The organism is Acinetobacter sp. ANC 5045 (genome assembly GCF_004331005.1).
Taxonomy (GTDB): domain Bacteria; phylum Pseudomonadota; class Gammaproteobacteria; order Pseudomonadales; family Moraxellaceae; genus Acinetobacter; species Acinetobacter towneri.
The window spans coordinates 18,611-43,894 of record NZ_SJNS01000022.1 but is presented as its reverse complement, the minus strand read 5'-3'; the positions used below and the strand labels follow the sequence as shown (position 1 = coordinate 43,894).

At 41.0% G+C, this 25,284-nt stretch carries 23 protein-coding genes and 1 rRNA gene; 22 read left to right on the top strand and 2 right to left on the bottom strand.

Going from position 1 to position 25,284, the window contains the following annotated elements; translation table 11 throughout:
• From rrf to hisC, 8 genes are all read left to right on the top strand, one after another.
• Positions 1 to 115 (top strand): 5S ribosomal RNA (gene rrf, locus E0H79_RS13535).
• A gap of 207 nt (positions 116 to 322) precedes the next feature.
• Positions 323 to 1,777: an RNA polymerase factor sigma-54 gene (locus E0H79_RS13530; protein ID WP_131261926.1), complete on the top strand. Its 1,455-nt coding sequence runs from the start codon at positions 323 to 325 to the stop codon at positions 1,775 to 1,777.
• A gap of 166 nt (positions 1,778 to 1,943) precedes the next feature.
• Positions 1,944 to 2,276, top strand: a complete 333-nt coding sequence (gene hpf / locus E0H79_RS13525; RefSeq protein WP_004975196.1) for a ribosome hibernation-promoting factor, HPF/YfiA family — start codon at positions 1,944 to 1,946, stop codon at positions 2,274 to 2,276.
• Between the two features lie 138 nt (positions 2,277 to 2,414).
• Positions 2,415 to 2,666 carry a BolA family iron metabolism protein IbaG gene (ibaG, locus tag E0H79_RS13520; RefSeq protein WP_004975198.1) on the top strand — a complete coding sequence of 84 codons (252 nt, stop codon included), beginning with the start codon at positions 2,415 to 2,417 and terminating at the stop codon, positions 2,664 to 2,666.
• 7 nt (positions 2,667 to 2,673) lie between these two features.
• On the top strand, positions 2,674 to 3,930 hold the full coding sequence (murA, locus tag E0H79_RS13515; RefSeq protein ID WP_131261925.1) for a UDP-N-acetylglucosamine 1-carboxyvinyltransferase: 1,257 nt from the start codon (positions 2,674 to 2,676) through the stop codon (positions 3,928 to 3,930).
• On the top strand, positions 3,930 to 4,634 hold the full coding sequence (hisG, locus tag E0H79_RS13510) for an ATP phosphoribosyltransferase (protein WP_004975201.1): 705 nt from the start codon (positions 3,930 to 3,932) through the stop codon (positions 4,632 to 4,634). The genes murA and hisG overlap by 1 nt, the downstream gene beginning before the upstream one ends.
• A 177-nt stretch (positions 4,635 to 4,811) precedes the next feature.
• Positions 4,812 to 6,116 carry a histidinol dehydrogenase gene (gene hisD / locus E0H79_RS13505; RefSeq protein WP_165492545.1) on the top strand — a complete coding sequence of 435 codons (1,305 nt, stop codon included), beginning with the start codon at positions 4,812 to 4,814 and terminating at the stop codon, positions 6,114 to 6,116.
• Between the two features lie 135 nt (positions 6,117 to 6,251).
• Complete coding sequence (gene hisC, locus E0H79_RS13500; RefSeq protein ID WP_131261923.1) at positions 6,252 to 7,340, top strand: histidinol-phosphate transaminase; 1,089 nt, start codon at positions 6,252 to 6,254, stop codon at positions 7,338 to 7,340.
• 66 nt (positions 7,341 to 7,406) lie between these two features.
• Here the strand turns inward: hisC and pabB are convergent, their stop codons facing one another.
• Positions 7,407 to 8,747: an aminodeoxychorismate synthase component I gene (pabB, locus tag E0H79_RS13495; RefSeq protein WP_004975209.1), complete on the bottom strand. Its 1,341-nt coding sequence runs from the start codon at positions 8,745 to 8,747 to the stop codon at positions 7,407 to 7,409.
• Positions 8,748 to 9,002: 255 nt separating this feature from the next.
• Between pabB and E0H79_RS13490 the strand changes: the two genes are divergently transcribed.
• The 6 genes from E0H79_RS13490 to E0H79_RS13465 all read left to right on the top strand — a co-directional run bounded on the left by E0H79_RS13490 (position 9,003) and on the right by E0H79_RS13465 (position 17,180).
• Positions 9,003 to 10,022 carry a DUF6160 family protein gene (locus E0H79_RS13490; RefSeq protein ID WP_131261922.1) on the top strand — a complete coding sequence of 340 codons (1,020 nt, stop codon included), beginning with the start codon at positions 9,003 to 9,005 and terminating at the stop codon, positions 10,020 to 10,022.
• 193 nt (positions 10,023 to 10,215) lie between these two features.
• Positions 10,216 to 11,049, top strand: coding sequence for a C39 family peptidase (locus E0H79_RS13485; protein WP_131261921.1), 834 nt, complete (start codon positions 10,216 to 10,218; stop codon positions 11,047 to 11,049).
• 46 nt (positions 11,050 to 11,095) lie between these two features.
• A complete protein-coding gene (locus E0H79_RS13480) occupies positions 11,096 to 12,226 on the top strand; it encodes a hypothetical protein (RefSeq protein ID WP_131261920.1) in 1,131 nt (376 codons plus the stop codon).
• 12 nt (positions 12,227 to 12,238) lie between these two features.
• Positions 12,239 to 13,903, top strand: a complete 1,665-nt coding sequence (locus E0H79_RS13475) for an OmpP1/FadL family transporter (RefSeq protein ID WP_004975217.1) — start codon at positions 12,239 to 12,241, stop codon at positions 13,901 to 13,903.
• Complete coding sequence (gene filE / locus E0H79_RS13470) at positions 13,897 to 15,249, top strand: putative pilus assembly protein FilE (protein ID WP_131261919.1); 1,353 nt, start codon at positions 13,897 to 13,899, stop codon at positions 15,247 to 15,249. The genes E0H79_RS13475 and filE overlap by 7 nt, the downstream gene beginning before the upstream one ends.
• Positions 15,250 to 15,269: 20 nt before the next feature.
• Positions 15,270 to 17,180, top strand: a complete 1,911-nt coding sequence (locus E0H79_RS13465; RefSeq protein ID WP_131261918.1) for a flagellar protein FilF — start codon at positions 15,270 to 15,272, stop codon at positions 17,178 to 17,180.
• A gap of 101 nt (positions 17,181 to 17,281) precedes the next feature.
• On the opposite strand, the gene E0H79_RS13460 is transcribed toward E0H79_RS13465, so the two are convergent.
• On the bottom strand, positions 17,282 to 17,830 hold the full coding sequence (locus tag E0H79_RS13460) for an NUDIX hydrolase (RefSeq protein ID WP_026438436.1): 549 nt from the start codon (positions 17,828 to 17,830) through the stop codon (positions 17,282 to 17,284).
• A gap of 123 nt (positions 17,831 to 17,953) precedes the next feature.
• Between E0H79_RS13460 and E0H79_RS13455 the strand changes: the two genes are divergently transcribed.
• From E0H79_RS13455 to E0H79_RS13420, 8 genes are all read left to right on the top strand, one after another.
• Positions 17,954 to 18,550 (top strand): CoA pyrophosphatase, encoded by a 597-nt coding sequence (locus E0H79_RS13455; protein WP_004975226.1) that lies wholly within the window; start codon positions 17,954 to 17,956, stop codon positions 18,548 to 18,550.
• A gap of 31 nt (positions 18,551 to 18,581) precedes the next feature.
• Entirely contained in the window at positions 18,582 to 19,112 is a 531-nt protein-coding gene (locus tag E0H79_RS13450; RefSeq protein ID WP_131261917.1) for a gamma carbonic anhydrase family protein, read from the top strand.
• Positions 19,113 to 19,272: 160 nt separating this feature from the next.
• The gene (gene tsaB / locus E0H79_RS13445) at positions 19,273 to 19,938 is read left to right on the top strand and encodes a tRNA (adenosine(37)-N6)-threonylcarbamoyltransferase complex dimerization subunit type 1 TsaB (RefSeq protein WP_131261916.1); all 666 of its coding nucleotides are present in this window, start codon (positions 19,273 to 19,275) and stop codon (positions 19,936 to 19,938) included.
• A gap of 12 nt (positions 19,939 to 19,950) precedes the next feature.
• The gene (locus E0H79_RS13440; RefSeq protein WP_131261915.1) at positions 19,951 to 20,775 is read left to right on the top strand and encodes an undecaprenyl-diphosphate phosphatase; all 825 of its coding nucleotides are present in this window, start codon (positions 19,951 to 19,953) and stop codon (positions 20,773 to 20,775) included.
• Entirely contained in the window at positions 20,769 to 21,590 is an 822-nt protein-coding gene (locus E0H79_RS13435) for a class I SAM-dependent methyltransferase (RefSeq protein WP_131261914.1), read from the top strand. Before E0H79_RS13440 ends, E0H79_RS13435 begins: the two co-directional genes overlap by 7 nt.
• Before the next feature lie 146 nt (positions 21,591 to 21,736).
• Positions 21,737 to 23,146 carry a C13 family peptidase gene (locus E0H79_RS13430; protein ID WP_131261913.1) on the top strand — a complete coding sequence of 470 codons (1,410 nt, stop codon included), beginning with the start codon at positions 21,737 to 21,739 and terminating at the stop codon, positions 23,144 to 23,146.
• Between the two features lie 18 nt (positions 23,147 to 23,164).
• On the top strand, positions 23,165 to 24,004 hold the full coding sequence (gene fghA, locus E0H79_RS13425; RefSeq protein WP_131261912.1) for an S-formylglutathione hydrolase: 840 nt from the start codon (positions 23,165 to 23,167) through the stop codon (positions 24,002 to 24,004).
• A 168-nt stretch (positions 24,005 to 24,172) separates the two neighbouring features.
• On the top strand, positions 24,173 to 25,276 hold the full coding sequence (locus E0H79_RS13420) for a YjgN family protein (RefSeq protein ID WP_131261911.1): 1,104 nt from the start codon (positions 24,173 to 24,175) through the stop codon (positions 25,274 to 25,276).
• Positions 25,277 to 25,284: the final 8 nt, after the last annotated feature.

Sequence of the window (25,284 nt, the reverse complement as noted above, 5' to 3'; positions counted from 1 at the left end):
GCTGGCGACCATAGCAAGAGTGAACCACCTGATCCCTTCCCGAACTCAGAAGTGAAACCTCTTCGCGCTGATGGTAGTGTGGGGTTACCCATGTGAGAGTAAGTCATCGCCAGCTCATTATTCGAACACCCTCAACTAGCGTTGGGGGTGTTTTTTTATGTGGGAAAGAAAAGTAGAAAGAAATCTGAACAGAACTTCTGATTAAAATCTTTATGTCTTTTAATGAATCTATGTTATACCTAATAAAACGGCATAGAAATTGCTTATCAAAAACTTATATATTAAGTTGTTGAAAAACATAAATTTAAAAGAGTGGGTGAAAATGAAGTTATCGGTTGGATTAAAAGTTGCAAACTCCTTGTCACTGACACCGCAGTTACAACAAGCCATTCGTTTGCTTCAACTTTCGAGCTTGGAACTTGAACAAGAAGTTCAAATTCAGTTGGACAGTAATCCCTTATTAGAAAAAGTCGAAGAACAAAGTAGTGTCGAAAGTTTATCCACCTTAGAAGAGCAAGAGCATGATCAAAAGGATTTGACTAAAGAATTAAATGCAGATCATCTACCGAATGACTTGCCTGTCGATACAGACTGGGATGATGTGTACACTCATTTACCCACGAGTTTGGGAGCAGCGGAATATGAAGAGCGCGAGGATAATCGTCAGGGACATTTAGGTTTAAAAGAGCACATGATGCAACAAATCAATCTGTTGCATTTTTCTCAAGTCGAGCAGCTCATTGCCTACTGTATTGTCGATGCTTTGGATGACAATGGTTTCTTGGATTGTGAAATATCTGAAATCACTACATCTGTGCAACATTTATTGATCTCCATGGAATACGAAGATGAAGTTGAAGACGATGAAGTTTTGGTCGTTTTGAAACATATTCAGCGTTTAGAGCCGATTGGTATTGGTTCGCGTAATTTGGCGGAATGTTTATCTATTCAGCTTGAAAGTTTGGCTACAGATGTGCCTTATCGGCAGGAAGCACTGCAACTCTTGCAGCATTATGAGTTATTAATTTCGAATGATTTAGCCAAGTTAATTAAGCAAACGGGTTTAAGCGCAGATCAGCTACAGCATGCAGTGGCTTTATTAAAAACCTTGAAAGCGCATCCTGGTACAGCATTTGAAGATCAGGAGTCAGATTATCAAATTCCAGATGTAGTGGTCAGTAAAAAGCAGGACCATTGGCAGGTGCAGCTGAATCCTGATGTTGTGCCTAAGCTTAGAATTAATTCGTTTTATGCCAATATGATTAAACGCGCAGATCAAAGTGAAGATAATCAATATTTGCGTAATCAAATGCTAGATGCGAAAAACTTTATTAAAAGTGTTGATGAACGTCATAAAACCTTATTAAAGGTAGCGACTTGTATTGTGCAGCATCAACGTGAATTTTTAGAAATTGGTGCTGAAGGAATGAAACCGTTGATTTTGCGTGATGTAGCTGATGAGGTGGAGTTGCATGAATCTACAGTTTCACGGGTGACCACCAATAAATATATGTTAACTCCACGTGGTTTATTTGAATTGAAATATTTCTTTTCAAGTCATGTTGGAACCTGTTCAGGTGGAGAAGCATCCTCAACTGCGATTCGCGCGAAGATTAAAAAGTTAATTGCAGATGAAAATCCACGTAAACCTTTGTCAGACAACACAATTGCAAACCTTCTTAAGGAAGAAGGAATTGATGTGGCACGTAGAACGGTTGCGAAATATCGTGAGTCATTAAATATTCCGTCATCTTCTGAACGAAAAGTCTTGATCTAGTTTTTAAAATCGGTCTATTCTAAGGATTCATTATGACCAAATAATGAATTTTTTTTGAAGGAATAGTTAGACATGATTTAAAGTGACCGCTGCAGTGATCTGTTATTTGGCAATCAATCATGTGAACTATGCCTTCCTAATCCTAATGAAGGTGAGGGATAGAATTATGCAAATAACAATTCGTGGACATCACTTAGCTATCACCCCTGCAATTGAAGAAAATATTCGACTTAAATTTGCACAAATGACCAAACATCTGGATCAGGTCAATAGTATGCAGGTGAAATTAAGTAAAGATCATCAAATCGATAAACATTCTAAAAAAGGCAGCGCCAATCATATTGCAGAAGCAATTATTCGTTTACCTGGAACGGAGCTTTTTGCGCAGGCTAGTGCAGATGATATGTATACTTCAATTAAGATGATGACAGAAAAATTAAAACGTCAGTTAGAGAAACATCGGAAGATGCAGTTGGATTATCAGCCTTTAGCCATCTAGTTAAAATGTGATTTAAAAAGAGGTTTTGGATAAACCTCTTTTTTTATTGCGATAATGTATAGTATTAATGAATTATTTTTTCTATTTATAGTAAAATGACAGGTTTTTACACCGTTGGTCCTATAAGAGGTCTTTGTGATGAATAGTGAACAGCTCACTGAAATTTTAAAAGCTGCTTTTCCAGAGGCTGAAGTTGCTGTAAGTGGGCAAGGCGGCAAGTTTGATCTTCGTATTGTAGATAATCAGTTTGAAGGTAAGCGTCCTGTTGCTCGTCAACAAGCAGTGTATGCACCATTGAATAGCTATATTGCCAGCGGTGAAGTTCATGCGGTTACAATTCGTGCAATGACACAAGAAGAATGGCGTAAAGCAAGCTTATTTGGAGCTTAATAATTTAATGGATAAATTTTTAATTCAGGGCGGTAATAAGCTCGAAGGTGAAGTGCGTATTTCTGGTGCAAAAAATGCAGCCTTGCCACTTCTTGCTGCAATGATTCTTGCAGAAACGCCAATTACATTGAAAAATGTTCCAAATTTAAAAGATGTAAATACCTTGGTGAAGTTGATCGCAGGCTTGGGCATTAAAATGTCTTATGAAGGCGATACAGTCATTGCAGATACATCAACGTTGGACAACCAATTTGCACCTTATGAATTGGTAAAAACCATGCGTGCTTCTATTTTGGTGCTTGGCCCATTGGTCGCGCGCTATGGTAGTGCAAAAGTATCTTTGCCAGGTGGTTGTGCAATTGGTTCACGTCCTGTCGATCAGCATCTTAAAGCACTTGAAGCTTTAGGCGCAGAAATTGAAGTTGAAAATGGCTATGTGAATGCCAAAGTTAATGGTCGCCTTAAAGGTGGCGAAGTGGTCTTTGATATGGTCACTGTTGGCGGAACAGAAAACATTCTCATGGCTGCGGTATTGGCAGATGGTGTTACCACTATTCGTAATGCTGCACGTGAACCTGAAATTACCGACCTTGCGCAAATGCTCATCAAAATGGGCGCTAAAATTGAAGGTTTAGATACCGATACTTTAGTGGTTACAGGTGTTGAACACTTGCATGGTTGTGAGTATTCGGTGGTTGCTGACCGTATCGAAACGGGTTCTTATTTGGCTGCGGCTGCAATTACAGGCGGTAAAATCAGAACCACACATACCGATCCTGCCTTGCTAGAATCTGTGTTAGATAAGTTTGAAGAAATGGGTGCGGAAGTCACACGTGGCGATGACTGGATTGAACTGGATATGATGGGCAAGCGCCCTAAAGCCGTGAGTTTGAGAACTTTACCACACCCTGAATTTCCAACAGACATGCAAGCACAGTTAATGGCGGTGAATGCGATTGGACGCGGTTTTGCTACCATTTCGGAAACTATTTTTGAAAACCGTTTTATGCATGTCCCTGAGTTGTCACGTATGGGTGCCAATATTCAGGTAGAAGGCAATGATGCGGTGGTGACAGGCGTAGAAAAACTTTCTGCTGCACCTGTTATGGCAACCGATTTACGTGCCTCATTCTCGTTGGTGTTAGCAGCATTGGCGGCAGAAGGCGAAACATTGATTGACCGTATTTATCATATTGATCGCGGTTATGAAAATGTAGAACAAAAGTTACAAGGTTTAGGCGCCCAAATTAAGCGAGTAAATTGATGAATGACATGAGAAACGATGATCCAAATTTTGACGTCATGGGCAATTTTGATCATGGTTTAACTTTGGCATTAAGTAAGGGGCGAATTTTAAAAGAAACTTTGCCTTTATTAGAAACTGCGGGAATTAATTTACTGGAAGATCCAGATAAATCACGTAAGTTGATTTTCCCAACCACACATAAACAAGTGCGTATTTTAATTTTACGTGCCTCTGATGTACCAACTTATGTTGAAAATGGTGCGGCAGATATTGGGGTTGCGGGTAAAGACGTGCTGATGGAGCATGGCGCTCAAAATGTATATGAGCCGCTGGATCTGAAAATTGCCAATTGTAAATTAATGACTGCGGGCAAAGTTGGTATGCAGCGTCCAAAAGGTCGTTTAAAAATTGCCACTAAATATGTGAATTTGACCCGTCAATATTATGCCAGCTTAGGTGAGCAGGTTGATGTCATTAAACTCTATGGCTCAATGGAATTAGCACCATTGGTCGGTTTGGGTGATTACATTGTCGATGTGGTTGATACAGGTAATACTTTACGTGCCAACGGTTTAGAGCCGCTAGAAGAAATCTGTAAAGTATCTTCACGTTTAATTGTCAATAAAGCCAGTTTTAAGCGCAAGCAAGATTTGCTCAATCCAATTTTGGCACAACTTGAAAAAGCTGTGGCAGAACGAGAGTTGGCAAAACAATCTGCTTAACTTTGAACTTTGTATCCATCATCCTGCCTTCTCAAAAAACCGTCATTCAATGGCGGTTTTTTTATGTTCGTGCATGATTCTGTTCTTGAATTTCCATCAAAACATACTGCTTTCGCCATGTATAGATTCCCACAAAGCCCTAGAAACAAGGTAAACTAAACTTTTCTATCAAACCTTGTGGGTAAATTGATGCGACGTTTATCGACTCAAGATCAAAGCTTTAAACAAGCCTTTGCAGACTTGTTGGCTTTTGAAACTGTCAGTGATCCTGAACTTTTAAAAACTGTAGATCAAATTATTGCTGATGTGCGTCAGCACGGTGATGCTCAGGTTCTTAAACTCACTCAACAGTTCGATCGACATCCAGCGCATCAATTTTCAGAACTTGAGTTAAGTCAAGAACAACTGAAAGCCGCATTTGATGCTTTAGATAACGAAGTTCGTGAAGCTTTGGAATTGGCTGCTGCACGTATTCGTGAATTTCACCAAGCGCAAAAGCAGGATGGTTGGACTTATGTTGATGCTTTGGGCAATACACTCGGGCAAAAAGTCACACCATTAGACCGTGTTGGTATTTATGTGCCAGGTGGTTTGGCGTCTTATCCATCTTCAGTGCTTATGAATGCTGTACCTGCGCATGTTGCTGGCGTGCCTGAAATTATTATGGTGGTGCCTGCACCGAATGGTGAACTCAATCCATTGGTTTTGGCTGCTGCATATTTGGCAGGGGTGACTCGTGTATTTACCATTGGCGGCGCGCAAGCCGTTGCTGCGTTGGCGTATGGTACAGAAACTATCCCTTCGGTAGATAAAATTACGGGGCCGGGTAATCGCTTTGTGGCAGCTGCAAAACGTGCTGTGTTTGGTCAGGTCGGCATTGATATGATTGCAGGGCCATCCGAAATTTTGGTTTATGCTGAAGGTGAGAATAATCCTGAATGGTTGGCCATGGACTTACTTTCTCAAGCCGAGCATGACACGGTTGCACAATCTATTTTTATTACACCAGATGAGCAATTGCTGAATCAGGTTGAGCAAGCGATTGAACAGCACTTGGCGAATTTGCCTAAAGCTGAAATTGCCCGTACTTCTATTGCAAATCGTGGTGCATTGGTTTTGGTGAAAGATCGTCAAGAGGCGATTGAATTGATCAACCAAGTTGCGCCCGAACACTTAGAATTGTGTATGGATGATCCACAAGTGATGGCAGAAGAAATTCGTCATGCGGGTGCGATCTTTATGGGGCGCTATACACCAGAAGCTATTGGTGATTATTGTGCAGGGCCAAACCACGTATTACCAACGTCGGGTACAGCACGTTTTTCATCGCCATTGGGTGTTTACGATTTCCAAAAACGCTCAAGTCTGATTATGTGTTCAGCTGAGGGCGTGAAAAGTTTGGCGAAAACCGCTGATATTTTAGCGAAGCAGGAAAATCTGGATGCGCATGCACGATCAGCACGTTATCGTTATCAATCATAAATAGCATTACAACCTCTCCCTGACCCTCTCCTAATAAAGAGAGGGGAATTTAAACCACACAAATTTTGTGTCTTTAGTAATGAAAATTCCTCTCCCTTTGGGAGAGGTTAGGAGAGGGTTTAAAGAGAATACAAAATGAATATCACAGCAGAACAAATGCGTTTTTGGAGCCCTGAAGTACGTGAGCTAGAGCCTTATGTACCGGGTGAGCAGCCAAAAATTCAAAATTTATTAAAATTGAATACCAATGAAAACCCGTATCCACCTTCGCCTAAAGTGGTGGAAGCGGTGCAAAAGGTTTTAGAAAACTCGGCAGATGCACTGCGTTTATATCCAGATCCAGATGCGTCTGAGCTTAAGCAAGCCATTGCGAAACAGCAAAATGTAGCTGTTGGAAATGTCTTTGTTGGCAATGGTTCAGATGAAGTCCTTGCACATATTTTTAAGGCTTTTTTTGTTCAGGAACAGCCGTTACTGTATCCGGATATCACCTATAGTTTTTACCCTGTATATAGTCAATTTTTTGGGGTAAAAACTAAAATTTTGCCTTTAAATGATGATTTTGAAATTGTAGTTGATGACTATAAGCAAGCCAATGGTGGCATTATCATCACCAATCCGAATGCACCGACCAGTATTGCTTTAGGTTTAAGCGCGATTGAAGAAATTTTACAGGCCAATCCAAATTCAGTGGTGGTGATTGATGAGGCTTATGTCGATTTTGGTGCAGAGTCTGCAGTGAAATTGGTGGAAAAGTACGAGAATCTAGTGGTGTGTCAAACCACCTCTAAATCACGTTCATTGGCAGGTTTACGTGTTGGTTTTGCGATTGCACAACCACATTTAATTGCCGCATTGGAAGCCGTAAAAAATAGTTTTAACTCTTATCCAATGGATCGTTTTGCCATTGCAGCTGCGGTGGCATCTTTTCAAGATCAGGCGTATTTTGAAGCCCAATGCCAAAAAGTTATTGCTAGCCGTGAGAAATTGGTGACGGATTTAACGAGCTTGGGCTTTAAGATATTGCCATCACACGCCAACTTTATTTTTGCATCACATCCTCAACAGGATGCGGGTGAATTAGCTGCAGCATTACGTGAACGCGGTATTATTGTGCGTTATTTTAATAAACCACGCATCAATCAATATTTGCGCATTACTATTGGTACAGATGATCAAAATCAACGCTTAGTAGATACTTTAAAATACGATATTTTGGCTTAATTGTTAAAATATCGTAGAGGCGAGTGAAGCATTGAATTCACTCGCTTTTTTTGTTTTTGTGACATGCTATTGCGCAGGTTTGTACCAGCGGTTCAATAAGTCCAACATCGCTGAAACCTTGTCAAAACATTCTTGATATTCTGCTTCACAAACAGATGCAATCGTGACGCCACCACCAGCCCATAATGAAACATCTTGCTGATATTTCTGAATAGAACGGATCAGGATATTCCAAGAACCCGTTCCATCGGCATCAAAATAACCCATAGAGCCGCAATAGGCGCCACGTGCTGCACCTTCGAGTTCATCTATAATTTGCATGGCACGAATTTTCGGTGCGCCTGTAATTGACCCACCTGGCAAGGCAGACATCAACACATCAAAAGGATTCATCTCGGCTTTTAGTGTTGCGGTCACTTCACTGACCATGTGATGCACTTGGTTAAAAGACTCAATATTGAATAACTTTGGCGTTTTGACGCTGCCAGTTTCGGCATAAACACTTAAATCATTACGTAATAAATCCACAATCATCACATTTTCAGCCTGATCTTTTTTAGATTCACTTAATTGTTGTTTCGATTGTCGGTCTAATTCAGGATCGCCATAACGTGGCATCGTGCCCTTAATGGGTTTTGTGGTAATTTTTCGATTTTCCTCAAAATCGATAAAGAGTTCGGGCGAACAACTTAAAATTTCAAAATCACCAATACGTAAATAACCTGCATAAGGTGCATTGGTCAGTTGCCAAAACTGAGCTGCAGTCTCTAAAAGTTGACCTTGAGCCTCAGCGCTAAACTCTTGCGTAAGATTAATTTGATAACAATCTCCTGCCACTATATAGTCTTGAACATGTTGAAAGGCGCGTTGGTAATCTGTGAAATTCCAGCGGGCTTGACACTTTTGGCTTAATTGGAACTGTTCAATTATGGTTGATTGAGTATATAAATTTAAAATAAAATCAAAGATTTGAGTAGCAGCATCGTCTGAACTATAAAAATACCAGCCATCAGTTTCTTGCTGTAAATAGCTTTTAAATTGACCTAAAAAAATACTTGGCTGGGGACGAGACTGCATATTGATGTGTTGCTGTGCTGCTGCATCATACGAAACAAACCCCATTACACTGCAAAATGGGGCGGTGTCAGCATCTTCTAAAGCACCGAGATGAGCTGTTAAATCTAATTGAGTTGGACTTAATTCATATTGATCCAATGCCGTTTTTTGAAAGTAAAAATGTTGATGGTTTTGCTGCACACAATAGCGTTCAGCCAAAAAAGCAATACGTGCCTTTCCATTATTTTGCAAATAAATACAATGTGAAAGTGCTGCCAAAGCTTGCAAAATTCTTGCAGCCTCATATTCAGGTTCACAGAATAATTTTTTAAAATGAGTAGGATAGGACATAAAGCGTAAACAGCTGAGAGATTTTAAAAGGCTATTTTACATGATTGCAGCAGATAAAAAGCAAATAACCGTTTGTCGGTAAGATGTGGATTGCGACCAACAGCAGTTGAACAAAAAATAACTCAGATATACCTTTGTATGTGCAAACCGGCTACTCAAGGAATGTGTGTCAGTGTTGTCCTCATCAAATAAAAACACAATCACTGGCACTGAGTGGTAAAACCAAAAAAATAATACTCTCGGGAGAGTAACAAGATGAAAAAATTTACTAAACTTGCTTTGGTATCATCAATCGCGTTAACGACAAATGCAATGGCAATGCAGGCAATGGACGATACTGCATTAAGCGCAACTACTGGTCAAGATGGTTTAAGCATCGGGATTGGTATTTCTAAAATCGAAATCGAAAAACTTTTAATCCATGATAATGATGGTTTGGCTGCAAAAGGTGCTGCTGGAGACTTAGGTTTCGGTGGTACTTCAAAGGCAGGTGCTATCGTAATTAAGGGCAATGGCGAAGGAAAAACAGCGAATCACGGTGTGGTTATTGAAGCCAATATGTCTGATGTGACAAATCCAACAAAATATTTATTGGCTTCTCATAATTTAGCAGATTTAGTCATTGATACAGATGCTGGTGAGACTGCTGATGGTGGTGCATTTATTAATGTAGCTGCTCAAGTAGCTGGGCTTGAAATTAATATTGGTGAAATTGGTGTCTCTGCATCGAATGCTAAGCCAGTAGCTGGTGCTACGAGCATTCGTCGTGGTAATGATGATAACAACTATAATGCAATTTTATCTGGCTTAACGTTAAAAACAGGTAAAATGGATGCCAATATTCAATTGGGTGCAGCGCCACAAGGTGCCATGATTAAACTTGATACCACAATGGTGGGTGGTTTAGAAATTGCAAACTTAGGTATTTTAGATAACTCTACTAAAGCAGGTACTGGTGATGGTACTGTAGGTAATCGTGCAGCAGGTGAAATCTTTATTGAAAGTATTAAGTTTGCAGATGCTAATTCTACGGACTTAACCTTAAAGCAAGATATTAGTGTGATAGGTAAGGAAGGTGCAAACAATGGCTATATTCAAATCATTAGCCATGGTGGTGCAAAAGATAATTATGTACAAGGTATCCGTTTAGGCAGTAAGACTGCTGCTTCTATTGGTGATATGGAAGTTCAAGGCTTACAAACTTATTACGGTGGTAATACATTGCAACCTGCTGGTTATACACAAGGTGCAAAAATCACCATTTCGGGTCACTAATTTAAACACTGAAAAAGCGCGTGAATTCACGCGCTTTTTTTTACAAATAAACTGATGAGTTCGCAAAAAAATATAGAAAGCTCTTTTTTTTTTCTATAAAACGAGTATCTTTCTAAATACAAGGAAGTAGAGTGAAAACTCTAAAAATAAAAATATTAGGCAGGTATTGCCGAGAACTAAAAAGTAAAAATATATGTTAGAGATCGCTTTGGGCTCGGCATTGATCTATTACGCTGCCACACAAGCCTTTGATTTAAAAGAACAGCATCCAGAAGCTGTGCACTATACAGAAACTTTGGATTCTAGAAATAATTCATTTACCCGTATGCATAGAGAACCTGTGCAAATTAAACCTGCTTTAGAAGATCAATTCCGTGGCATTGTACGCCAAGCCTATGACTATAGCTGTGGTTCTGCAGCGTTAACGACTTTGCTCAATGGTTATGTTGGCACACAACTGAACGAACAACAGACCATGAGTGGTTTACTTCGTTATGGAGAGTATGAGCGAATTATCGAGCGTCGTAGTTTTTCATTGTTAGATATGAAGCGCTTTGTTGCTGCTTTAGGGCTAGAGAGTGGGGGGTATCGTGGTGAATTTGAAGATTTAGTCAAGCAAGGGCAGCCTGCAATCGTACCAATTTCTTATGCAGGTTTTAAACATTTTGTGGTGTATAAAGCCTATAAAAATGGGCGGGTTTATGTGGCTGACCCAGCTTTGGGCAATATTAGTTTTGATGAAGAACGATTTAAGGACGTTTGGGAAAATAACACCCTGTTCTTAATTAATGTAGCACCTCAGCATCGACAAAATATGTTGGCATTACATGAAAAAGATTTACGTCATGTGGAAGATGCAACAGTGAATCGTTATGCCTTTGTTGATATTCAATATCCACAATTTGCGATGGAAAAAATAGCCGATAAAGCATCGACAATACGTCTGGAACGTAATGTAAATAAAGATTCCGAAAATTATGGACAGTACGAGCATCGTTTTTTAAGACTCTACTATAAAAACAAGTAATTAGTTGTTCACGAAATACAAAAATAAAAAATGGAAGGGGTAAATCATGGATCGTAAATGGATGAATAAAACCTTATTGGCTCTCAGTATTCAAATGGCATTTGGGGTGGCTTATGCCGCAGAGGAGACGCAATTAGGGGAATATGAAACTACAGCTGAACAGGCAGAAGTATCAAATACAGCAGCATCAACTGCAGATACAAGTGCTGAAACAAATAGTGCGGTTGTCGCTACAAATGGCGTACAAGCAGCATCATCTGCTTTGCAACAGCAAGAGGGCGATGCAACCAAAGAGGCGAATTTAGAAGAAGTATTTACCTCGAATGAGCGTCAATACTCGCTCATGAAACAAGGTGATATTTCATCTTATTATGATATTGATTATACCTATCATCGTGATACGCAGCTCGACCTTGAAATGGCTCAAGGTCAGTTGTATCAGCTTCGTGTGCAAGAAAATGCGTCCCACGCATTAACTAACACCTTCACCGCACAATATGGTTTGCGTGACAATTTAACTTTATCTGCTTCTGTACCATTGGTTGCAAAGTCAGACTTGTTAAAAGATGCCACGGCAGCAGGCTTGGGGGATATTTCTTTAGGTGCACGTTGGGAGCCATTCCCATTAAAAGCGGGGCGTTTACCTTTAATTTTATTCGCAAATTTATCGACCAAAACGGGGGATAGTCCTTACGAGATTAATCCTGTTAAAGATTTATCAACAGGTAAGGGTTACTACTCTGCAGGCATCGGTGCAAGTACGCGTAAGTATATTGACCCAGTTGTATTGTTTGCTTCTGCTTCAGCCAACTATGGTTTTAAAGAAAGCGGTCTCAATCAAATTCGCGGTAGCCGTATTATTGAAGAGTTTGAGCCAGGTATTAGTGGTGGTTTTGCTTTTGGTTTTGCTTATTCGTTTAACTACGATGTGTCGATGACCATGTCCTATCAGCAAAGCTTTAATACAGGTTCGGAGTTTACTTATCATACGGGTGAAAGCTATTCACCTGCAGACCAGACCAGTTCGACTTTGGCTATTTCATTAGGCGTTCGCGTTTCACCTGAAACCATTGTGAATGGTACGGTAGGAATCGGTCTGACCGAAGACGCGCCAGACGTATCACTTGGTTTGTCATTCCCACTGGATATTCTCGGTTTCGGTAAAAAAATTCGCTAAGAGGCTAGTCGCATGAAAATGATACGACTTCGCCCGTTAGTGACTGCAATTATACTGTCGGGCTGTTCAGGGGCTGCTTTTGCGCAGCTTGGACAAAACTTATCTGTCGATATTCGTTCTTTGACTATGGGGAATGCGGTCACTGCAGATCCTCCTGGTATTAGTGCGATTCACTTTAACCCTGCTGCACTGACCAAGATTGAAGGTTTGCAAACAGATGTGCAAGGGGTGTTGGCACATTTTGATGTACAGCGTGAGCTTTCCGTTCCAGCAGGTTATGACGTATTTGGTTATTCTGATGACCCTGTGGTGTGTAACGATGGACCAGAAATTTTGGCCGATTTTTGTACCGATTTTAAAGGTACAGTACAAGCCGATGTAGAATATCCAACGCTGTATGTCCCGATTCTGAAAAAATTTGTCGATTTGGGTAAAGGCATGCCACTGGCAGCGCCAACCAACGGTATTGCCTATAATCCACCAGGTTCCAAAGTGACCTTTGCCACCGCATTATATGCGCCGTTGATTGCGGGCTTTGGTGCCGAAAATGGTAACCCTGGTAACTTTATGGGACAACAGGTTGCCTTAGAACGTATCACCTATCTTTCTCCATCTATCGCCTATCAAGTCAATGATGAATTGTCAGTCGGTGCGTCAATAGGGATGTCTTACCAAGCCATCGCCATGAATACCGATTTACGCTTCCCGAATGAACTGATCGGGATGTTACGTATGGTGGATGAAGTGGTCTGTACGCCATTTAAAGAAAATTCAGACATCATTACCGATATTTTGTTGCTCGGGATTTGTAATGCCGAAGAAGGTATGAATCCATTTTCCCGTTTTGGGCAAATGCAACTGGCGGTTGAGCAAAGTTTAAGCCCGAGTTATAACTTGGGTATTTTGTGGGAACCGACAGAAGATTTTAGCTTTGGTATGGTGTATCAGAGTGCAGCTAAAATGCGCTTAAAGGGCAAATATCATATTGATAACTCGAAAGCACCGCGTGAGTTAATTAATGGTTTGATGTCTTCACCAACAGGTCAGATTTTAGCGGCAATTTTAGGTTTCCCAAGTTATATTCCAGCCAGTGAGTCTGGTTTGGTTTCTATGGATTTTGAATATCCTGCGCACTTTCAAGCGGGGATAAAATATAAAGTCATGCCTGATTTACAAGTCAATTTTGATGTGGGCTGGACTGACTATAAAGCATGGGATAAATTCAAATTCGAGTTTGACCGTCAAATCTCGGCATTAAAAATTGCAAAATTGCTTTCGGAGCATGTGTCTGATGACAGTTTAGCTTTGCCATTAGAGTTTAAGTCACCGTGGAACTGGGGTGTTGGCATCGAATATTCAGCCACAGACCGTTTAAAACTGCGTGCGGGTTATGAACCACGTGGTAGTGCGATTCCTGACAATAAACGTAACACTATGGTACCAATTAATAATGCACGTTTATTCGGTCTGGGTGTGGGATATCGTTTTGATGCAGATACAGACCTTGATTTATCCATCGGCTTTTTACAAAGTAAGGATAAAATTCCAGCCAATACCAGTAGCTTAGCCAATAAGGAAGGTGTGAATAACCTGCTGTTAAACCCTTATGCGGGTTTGAATGTGAAAACGGATACAAAAATTACAATTCTTGGATTGAGTTATAGAACACGATGGTAAGTTCAGTACGGAAAATAAAACGGACTTTATTTTCAAAGTCGATACTCACACTGATTTTCAGTATGGGATCGGTGTGTTACGCGAATCAGTTTTACACCATTATTGGACCAGATGGTCGTCCAATTGTGGTGCAGCGTAATGCTGCAGAAAAAAAGCAAACGATACAGGCGTTGGAAACCGCACAACAGCAAAAGCAAGTCCAACAAAAGCAACTACAAGAAAACCAACAACAAGACCAGTTTAAGCAAGACAAGGTGCATCAAGTACAGCAGATAACTGCTCAAACATCCGTTCAGGTATCTAAAAATATTTCTGTTCAGGCGAGCAAGCAACTGAATTTGTCTAAGCCGAATATCTCAGAACAATCCGCTATGTCACAAAATCAGGCTAGTCAAAGCAAAGAGAACTCATCATTGCGTGCATCACACACTGAGCCAAATGCAGTGCAGCAAGATATTTCCAGTGCGGAATCTGTTCATCAAACAGGATTGGCAAAAGAAGCAGCGATCAACAAAGTCGCGGTAAAACCATCTGTACTAGAGGATTTACAACAGCTTCCTCAGCAATTTGCGATTGATCCATCCACAGTGTCTGTTTCTAAAAAAACACCAGATCAAGCATCGCATGCATCTGCCCAACAAACGGGTTTTATGGAGATGGCGGGAGAACAGTATGTTAAAAGTGAGTATTTGGAAGATCAGGAGTTTAATTTAGAAGGAAAAAAACGCTTTTATAGTATGCCAGAAGGCATAATTGACACAAAAAATGGCGGTGGTACTCGTATGCAAGTGGTCGAACGTGAACGTGGTGTAAGCCGTTCCGTTCTCAATAAATTATTTAAAAAGCAATCGGTTGCTGAGCCTCACGCTATTGTTTTGGCTGCAGACTATTATCGTGTTAATCAAGCTGAAGCAATTGAGGGTTTGGGGCAGCAATGTTTTGCTGAAAGCAAAAAAAATAAAGCTAAAACCTTAAAAGCACAACAAGATTTAAATTTGTGGCCTAGAGCTCCCTTAACCGAAAAATTTGATTATGAATTGGTGAAGTTAGAAGGCAATATTCAAAATATTCAAATCAACTCTTATGCTACGAAGCAAAATCAACCTACCTTTTATTGGCCTTTTGTGGTTTTTCTGGATCAAAAAGGCTGTGTGATTGAAGGTGCTGGTGGTTTTAGAAATCAGGATACTGCAGGCAATGTCTTACAACATGAGGTGATAGAGGGCATGCTGCAACTTCCAAAAAATAGCCACTATGTATTATTAACGCCATTGGCTTCTGCAGTGGATATGGAACATCGCGCGCTCAGTAACCAAGGGCAATTAAAACTCATTGCGATACGCTAACAACAATAAGAGAATTCAGGATGAAAACAAGACATATTTTACCTTTTGCAACGACAGCATTGATGGCGGCATTGAGTGGCTGTGGTGGAGAAAGTGCCAATATTAATCCAGAGCCTAATGCTGTGGCGTATATCAACGGGAGTTGTGCCAGTACAGCAAAAAACTGCGTGGAATTTGCATTGGATTATCCTGTGGATGGTTTGAATTTTACCTGTAGCAGTGATACCAGTAAAACCTACATCACCATGATTGAGCCGAAAAGTAATGCGGCAACAGGTAAATGTAGTGAAGGAGATAAAGTCCACTTCTTTATTCAGGAAAAGACCAATCAATATATTGATTTAGGGACAGTATCATTGTCTGATATTGGAATGGTCAGTACTGCAGGTGCGGGTTATCCACGTTTAAGTGTGTTAGATATGGCACGTGGATTAACAGGACGCCAAGCAACGAGTTTAAGTAGTAGTGACGAAACGATACAGGTCGCGACTGCAATTGTACGCTTGCTACAAGCACTTTCTGTTGAAGGTGGAGGAACCATTGCAGGTGATATTCAGCCTTTAACGATTACGACACTCAAAAAAGAACAATTGGCAAATATTGCTGAGTCCGTTGAGGTTGGTGACTATCGTTCAGGGGCTTATGCCAGTATTTTACGCCCGTGGGTAGATGTGTCACAGGTATCTCAAGATGATGCTTATCAAGCATTAAACACCTTGGTTTACATGAATAACTCGGCATCTTATCAAGCTAACTATCCAATTTTAGCCAAAGAAGATTCACAATTACCACAAGGTTTATATGGCTGTAATTTGGCAGACTGTAAATCTACGGTCGCAGATTTGAAACACCTCATTGGGCAATATCAACTAATCACAGACCGTTCTGGATATACCTTCGGTTATGGTATGCAATGGAAAGGTGCGGTGTCTGCAAACACGACCAACCCAATTTTAACGGTGAGTGGTGAATTGATTCGTAAAGTACGTCCTGAGCGTATGGTAGCAGCAGCACAAACCACATGGGTCAACCCATTGAATAAACGTATTCAGGGGCCATTCCGTTTTAGTGTGAATGACAATGCGGCTGATGATTTTAAAATTACCCAAGGTAAGGTGTTTAATGATTATTTAATTGCAGGCACGGAAGGTTTTTATAAATTATTGACCAAATCTACAACAGCGAATCCTGCAGATTATGGTCAATGGCAACAAACCATAGGTACCGATCAGTTCAAAGGTTCTTTTGATGCCTATAAATTCTTTTCTGTGAACTTTTTGGATAATCGCGTTTTTAAAACCCAGAAAAATGTACCTTTAGGCAGTCGCTATATTTTCCCAATTTATGCAACCTTGACCTTTAATTTTGATGGCGGAACGACTACAGATAGCATCAAATTAGGTGTTGTTTTAGATGAGGATGGCAATATTCGTACAGATATAGCACCAAATGCCACAGAAACCGATATGTCTGGTCAGTGTGCAGCAATTCGTCAGTCTGGTGCTGAATATGTTGATACAAATGGTGTGCAGCAATACCGTATAGGTGTGTTAGGTGCAACCGATATCGACAATAAAGCAGTCACTTTACGTATGATTTTAGCCAATCCAAAATTTCATAAACTTGATGGCGCAGTCATTGGTTTGAATACCAAAATTGAAGCGGTTGAAGGTGGAAATGGTCAAGTGGTGGGCGGTGCACGTGCCAATATTGGCAATTTAGTTGCAGCCAACTCTACACGTATTACATTGTCTGATTTCAATGGCTCAACAGTGAAGTGGAGCAATATTTATCATGCGCAACTTGCAACTTACGTGGCTCAAAACCCTGCTTTAGCAACTGATGCAGATAAAGCTTTGGTGAAAGCCCAAGGTGGAGCTGTAAGTCTAGATGTTGCTGAGTGTTATAACCCAAATAAAGTGCGTATTTAGCATTAATTTTAGGTGACATAGTGATGAAAATAGCCCACTTTAGAGTGGGCTATTTATTATTCGAATTTTAGCTTGATTCAAATGAACATCATGTGGGGTTTTTAACCCGTATGATCTGTACGTGAACCTAAGGTTTCTAAGTGGGTCGTAAAATGATTGTTTTTTCGATCTGCAAAGTAGTGTTGTAAAGTACGTTCTACACTTGGGAAAGCCAATTCAGACCACGGAATTTCATCTTCACTAAACAAGCGTGATTCGATGGTTTCTTCACCTGCACCAAATTGACCATTCAACAATTGAGCTTTGAACAGCACATAAATTTGCCCAATCCGTGGAATGTTATACATGCAATAAAGTTGTTCGATTTCAATTTCCGCTTCGGCTTCTTCGCGGGTTTCACGGGCAGAACCTTGCTCCATGGTTTCAAACATTTCCATATAGCCTGCGGGTAAAGTCCACAAACCATAGCGTGGTTCAATTGCACGACGACACAACAATACTTTATTTTCCCAAACGACCAATGCACCACAAATGACTTTTGGATTGACATAGTGAATATTGCCACATGCGCTACACACTTGACGTAATTGCTGATCGCCAAGCGGAATTTTCGTTGTTGTTTTTTGTCCACAATTTCCACAAAAGTTCATAGTGATCGTCATTGTTGAAGGGAGTTCTCAGAATAACTGAAAATTTCAACTTTGGCATCCTCTCTATCTATTGCCCACCTATTTCAGCTATGATGAAAACTTAGACAAGGAGAATTATAAGGCATGATTGATCATTCGCTCACGCATCTATTACAGCAACGTTTGCGCTTTTCTAAAACGTTCATGGAAGCGCATGCAGCGGTATTGATTGCCATTACCGACGAGTCTGATCCAAAGGTATTGCTAACCCGCCGTTCTACCTTACTCAATAATCACGCGGGTGAGGTGTCTTTCCCTGGTGGCAAACGCGATCCGCAAGATACCAGTAATATTGTGGTGGCATTGCGTGAAGCGCAGGAAGAAACCGCATTAAATCCATTTGAAGTGCAGTTGATTGGTGACTTGCCAATGCAAAAAGCCCGTAATGGAATGTTGGTTAAGCCTGTGGTGGGGCTGATTCCTCCAAAAGTAGAATTAATTCCACAACCTTCAGAAATTGATCGGATCTTTTTTGCCTCTTTACAGCATTTAATGGAAGCGCCACCAACGCCGTATGAAGTGAGCTTTGCACAACAAAAATTATATTTTCCGAGTATGCAGGTTGAAGATGAAGTGGTTTGGGGCTTAACAGCGCGGATGTTGGTGTCTTTATTTGAATATGGTTTGGATTATCGTAAAGAATGGCCGTTTTTGTTAAATTCACCAACATTTAAGAAATAGAAAAATTTTGATGTGAAGATAGGAAGGAACCATGTTGTATAAATTTAAAGGATATGCCCCGAAAGCAATGCAGCAACCGTGGGATGGGTGGGTGGCGGATAATGCCACGGTCATTGGTCAGGTTGAGTTGGGACAGAAAGTTAGTATTTGGTTTGGGGCTGTGGTACGTGCCGATAACAGTAAAATCAAATTGGGTAATTTTAGTAATGTTCAGGAAAATGCTGTTTTGCACACCGATGCAGGTATTGAAATGCAGATTGGTGATTATGTGACTATTGGACATCTGGCGATGTTACATGGTTGTACCGTGGGCGATAACACCCTGATTGGTATTAATGCAGTGGTGCTGAATCATGCGGTGATTGGTAAAAACTGTATTATTGGTGCCAATGCTTTAATTCCTGAAGGGAAAGTGATTCCTGATAATTCTGTGGTGATGGGTTCTCCCGGTAAAGTGGTTAAGACTTTGGATGAGTCTGCAGAAGCACGTTTAAAAATGAGTGCGCTGCACTATGCTGAACATTTTCAGCATTTTGTAAACCTAGAGCCTGCAACACTCTAAAATAGAATTTGCATCGTTTAGTCAAACGCATTTTTTAGCTGTAATTACATAGAATTTTATACTCAGGAATTGCAATCTAAGGCATGTAAATCCTCGCGTGAATTTCAGGAGTGGAGTATCATAACGCCAATTTTTGATATTTACTCCTTGAAGGTTGTGCATGAAATTGCTGGCATTGGAAACTGCCAATGAGCAGTGTTCCGTTTCGATTGTAGATGAAACACAGGAACTCTTTTTTCAATTAGATGCGCGAGCAAAAGCACAAACGCAAATCATCTTACCGATGATTGAGCAAGGCTTTGCTGAAACTCAAATTAGTACGGCTGATCTGACTGCAATTGCCTTTAGCCGTGGCCCGGGTTCTTTTAGCGGTGTGCGAATTAATGCGGCAGTCACGCAAGCTTTGGCGTGGGCGCATGATGTGCCTGTAATTCCTGTATCGACTTTGCAGGCATTGGCGCAGGCGGCTTATCGTCTTGAAGGATTAACTGCGGTTACGGCTGTGTTGGATGCACGCATGAATGAAGTGTATATCGCCAGTTTTGAGCTAGATGCACAAGGAATCATGCAGGCGGTTGATCAGGAACAATTATTGAATTATAGCGATGCTGCACAGGCGGTACGCTTTGAATTAGTCGGTTCTGGGGCGGGTCTGATTGATCAAGAACAAATACAATACAAAGGCTTAAGTGCAAGCGCACAAGATATTGCTACTATTGCACGCGTCTGTGCACAGCAACAGCAATGGGTCAGCGCAGAACAAGCATTGCCTGTTTATTTACGTGACAATGCTTGGAAAAAAATTCCAGAACAAGGCAAGGCATAATTAGGGTTATTTATGGATCTTTTACTGCTGCTCAAAGCGGCAATTATGGGTATTGTAGAAGGGATTACCGAATTTCTACCCATTTCTAGCACAGGACATTTGATTCTAGCTGCAGAGCTAATGGACTTTTGGACCAAAGAAAAAAGCGATGTATTTGTGATTGCCATTCAAATGGGAGCAATTGCAGCGGTCATATATGAGTACTGGACACGTCTATGGGGCGCAGCCACAGGCATGTTTACTGGCGAAGAAAAAGGTCGACGCTTGGGCTTTGGTCTGATTATGGCATCTATTCCAATTATTCTGATTGGATTGACCTTTGGGCAGACTGTAAAAGAATTACTCTTTAATGATGTTGCCGTGGCGATTGGTTTGATTATTGGCGGTTTTATTATTATGTGGATTGAAAAACATCCACCACAAGTACGTGCCCATGAGGTTGAAGAACTAACTTATCGAGATGCGATTTGGATTGGTCTAATTCAGGTATTGTCGCTGATTCCGGGGACTTCGCGTTCAGGTGCAACTATTATTGGCGCGATGTTCTTGGGTGTATCGCGTAAAGCAGCAACCGAGTTTTCCTTCTTTTTGGGGATTCCTGTCATTATTGGCGCAGGATTACTCGACTTGTACCAAAGCTATGATGTATTCCAAACCACCGAAGATTGGACCGTGCTCAGCTTCGGGATCATCGTTTCTTTTGTTTCCGCACTTTTGCTGATCCGTGCATTGGTGGCGTATGTGGCTAAGCAAGATTTTATGATTTTTGCTTGGTATCGTATTGCTTCAGGTTTAATCATTTTATTGTTCGCATTCACAGGCTGGAAACTATGGTAAGCGAACTTCGCTTATATACCGAAGCCGAGTGTCTCACTCAAGCACAGCATTATTCTGCTGTGCTTTTGTCTAGAGGCGTGCAAACGCGCATTGAAACAGTAGAAAAACTCAATGCGCGTTTTTTGCGTTTGAACCCTGAATTGGCATTGTGTGTCGATGCTGAAGGGCTGTGGTTATGTGCCCATGGCATGAAAATGCAACCCGATTGGAAAGCTGAAATTGGGCGGTTAAAACGTGCCTCTTTAAAATCGGAAATGATTGCTCGCGCCTGTAATTTGTCGGAAAAACCAAGTTTGATTGATGCTACGGCAGGGCTAGGACATGACAGTTTACTCATGGCACATTTGGGTGCTTCTGTCACGTTATTGGAGCGCCATCCGATTCTTTTTACTTTGTTGGAAGACGCTAAACGTCAAGCCGCAGATGATCCTTTCTTGGCAAGTGTTGTTGCTCGTATCCAATTGGTTTTTACAGATTCAGCAGATTATTTACGTGACTGTATAGCGCAGAGTAAAGTGGTTGATGTGGTGTATTTAGATCCGATGTTTCCGCAGCGAGATCAACATCAACAGGCGCAGAAAAAGCAGGCTCAAGTCAAAAAACAAATGCAGTTATTACATTTGTTGTTACCTGAAGATGGTGAAATGGATTTGGGTGATCATTTATTAAGCTTAGCACAGCAAATTGCCAAACGTGTTGTGGTGAAGCGTCCACGTTTGGCGGTGTTTTTGGCGGGGCAGGAAACTACACATCAATGGCAGGGCGATGCTTGCCGATTTGATGCTTATTTCCAAGCAAATTTGAACAATGGGTAGATTTCTACCACTAAAGCAGTGGCAAGGCGTTCAATGCTTCTATAATGCGCAAAGATTTGTTATATAGTTAAAATTGACAATTGATAATTACGACGACAAGCATAAACTTGGAGTGTGGAAACGCGAGCAGCGATTAACAGAATCCTATGATTGACTTCAAACCCTCCATTAATTTTTGGCACGATTTTAAAAGCAACCAAGCCGCGGGTGTTTGGTTATTTTTGGGTTCGCGACGCTCTTTACAAATTATTCGACCTTCTATCTTACAACTGATTTTTTGGGGGATTTTAGGCGGTCTTGCCAATACCTTATTCAGTTGGTTGGTGGCGGGAGAAGTGGGGGAATTTAACCCACAGGGTTTGGTTAGTTATGCTTTGTGGCCTTTTATTGCCTTAATTGTCGGAATTATTCTTTCTCAGCGTGTCAATAACCCGCGTTTATTATTAGTACCTGCTTTGTTGTGGTTAGTATTAGATACACACGTTGCTTTATTACAAAGCTTGATTCAATACATGGGCATGATGGATGTCTTACCGTATGTGTTGTATGACTATTTACCTACCATTTTTATGGTGCTGTTTGTTTGGCAAAGCTTGGCCGTGGTGTGGGTATTTTCACGTGAGCTACATTGGCCGTGGTGGGAACGTGCACTGATTGTTTTGGCGACCTTATTCACTTTGGTGGTTTGGCAGATGTCAGTGAAAAGTCAGCCCATTTGGAAAGTAGAAGAAGTTCCACCAAGTTTAAGCGAAGAAGCTTTTTATGCACAAAGCCGTGTACTGAATAAAGCTTTAGACAGTATTCAATATGGGGAATTTGCCCAATCGCATTGGTACTTCTTAGGGGTTGCAGGGGCGAGCTATCAAGACGTATTTATGTCTGAAATTGAGCGCATTCGTGAACAGTTTGATACCCGTTTTGGCACTTTTGGACGTTCGATGGTGCTCATTAATAACCCAATGACCCGTAATGTAATTCCAATTGCTTCGCAAACCAGTATTGAATTGGCGCTGCGCCGTATTGGGCAACGCATGAACCGTGAAAGTGATGTGCTGTTTTTATATATGACCTCACACGGTTTAAAAGATCATTTTGAAATTGAAAATGCGCCACTCGACTTAAATCAGGTCGATCCGAAATGGCTGCGTGATACTTTGGATAAATCGGGTATTCGCTGGCGTGTGATCGTTATTTCAGCCTGTTATTCAGGTAGCTTTGTATCAGCCTTGCAAGATGATAATACCTTGGTGATTACTGCATCGGCAGCAGATCGTGAGTCGTTTGGCTGTTCAAACGAAGCTGACTATACCTATTTTGGCCGTGCCTTTTTTGATCAGGCTATGCGTGAACAAAACTCTTTTGCCAATGCCTTTAATGAAGCCAAAGCGACCGTGGCAAAATGGGAGCAAGCGCAAGGTTTTGAACCTTCAGAGCCACAATGGGCAATTGGTAAAAATATGGAATTAATGCTGCCACAATTAGAGCAGCGTTTGTTTCCACAAAAAAGTGTTGTAACATCGGCAGAAATTCAATCGAGTGCGCAGTCTGTTCAATAAGCCAAAGAGGAGAGGGTGATGGAGTTAATTCAGAACAACTGCTGTTTTGAGGGTGAGCAACGGATTTATCGTTTTCATTCAAATGCTTTACAGACTGAAACTCAGTTTGGCATTTTTTTACCAGAACAAGCTTTGGCGGGGCAGGCGTGTCCTGCGGTATTTTATTTGGCGGGTTTAACGTGTAACGAAGAAACCTTTGCGATTAAAGCACATGCGCAGCACATGGCAGCACAATTGGGATTAATCTTGATTAGTCCAGATACTTCACCACGTGGTGAAGCTGTTGCGAAAGGCGACCATTGGGATATTGGACAGGGTGCAGGTTTCTATATCAATGCGACACAATCACCGTGGGCGACACATTATCAAATGGAAACGTTTGTCTCCGATGAGCTTTATCAATTGGTACTGCAACAGTTCCCAATTCAGGCACAGCACCTTGGCATCATGGGGCACAGTATGGGCGGTCATGGTGCATTGACCCTCGCGTTTAAATATCCTGACAAATTTAAGTCCGTATCTGCTTTTGCTCCGATTTGTGCGCCAAGCCAATGTCCGTGGGGTGAAAAAGCATTTTCGAATTATTTAGGTACAGATCAGCAAGTATGGTTACAGCACGATGCTACTGCTTTGGTGCGGGCCAAAGGTGCATTGTTCAGTGAAATTTTGATTGATCAGGGATTGAAAGATCAATTTTATAGTCAGCTCAATCCTGCATTATTTCAGCAAGCTTGCGATGCGGTTGGGCAAAAATTGAGTTTGCGGGAACATGCAGGCTATGATCATGGCTATTATTTCATTCAAAGCTTTATAGATCAGCATTTGCAATTCCATGCGGTACAATTGCAAGCGGACTAAGCCAAGTACTCAATTTTACGCATTGATTTTTAAACTTTTCTAGGCAAGTTGTTCACTTTTTATTAGAATGGTGAACACTTGCTTTTTTACCATTTGGAAAGATTGCTCATTTGGGTTTGAGTGTCTGGGTAAAATAACGACCGCACAATAAAATAAATAAGGCATCACATGCACAATTCAGAATGGGATTCACCACAACAAGCAATGCCATCTTCCCCCTTTTTTGCAGCGGAGCCTACGACGCCACCCGCACGGAATCCATTACTTGGACGGATTCATCATTTTCAGTTTCATGGTAGTGCCTCAGAGTATTTTGGTATTTGGATTGTCAATATTTTGTTGATGATCGTGACCTTTGGGCTGTATGCACCGTGGGCAAAAGTACGTCGTTTGCGCTATTTTTATGGCAATACCGAATTAATCAAACGTCGTTTTGATTTTACAGGCATCCCACATAAAATTTTATTGGGACGTTTAATTGCCATTGGAATTTATGTTGCGATCTCGGTGGTTTCCAATTATTCAGTCAAAGCCATGGTTATTGGCGTGGTGGCTTTATATTTGGCTGTGCCGTGGTTGATTCGAGCGACCATCCGTTTCAAGGCGCGAAATAGTAAATTTGGCAATGCGCGTTTTTATTTTTCAGGCAGTAACAAAGAAGCCTATTGGGTATTTCTAAAATGTATCGTAATTAATTTGTTTACTTTGGGCTTATTTTTTCCTGTGTTGGTGTGGATGTATAAGCGTTATTGCCTAGACCATTTATATGCAGGACAGCTTAAATTTAAACTAAAAGCAGACTGGCCAGCATATATGCGCGCAATGTATATGCCTATTTTTTTGTTCTTTGGCATTTTGCTTGCTGTCGGGATAATGTTGACTTTGGCAGGACAGTTGAGTCGTAATCCTGCGCAGTTGGTTTGGTTATTTTTAGCGGTTTATCTGTTGGGGATATTTTTAATTTGGCCACTAATGTCGGCGCGAATTTTTATCACCACATGGAACAATACCAGTATCAGTCGTAGTGAATTTCAGACCGATTGCGGACAGTGGCACTATACTTGGATTGTGGTGACCAATTGGATTGTGAAAGTTCTGAGTTTGGGTTTAATGACCCCATGGGCAGCCATTCGTTTATATCGCTATCAGGTTGAGTCTTTAAGTCTACATTTAAAAAATGATCCAGATTTGATGATCAATAAACTGCAAGCTGAACATAGCGCACTTGCAGAAGAACTCAGTGATATTTTTGATATTGATGTATCGCTGTAAGCTAGGAG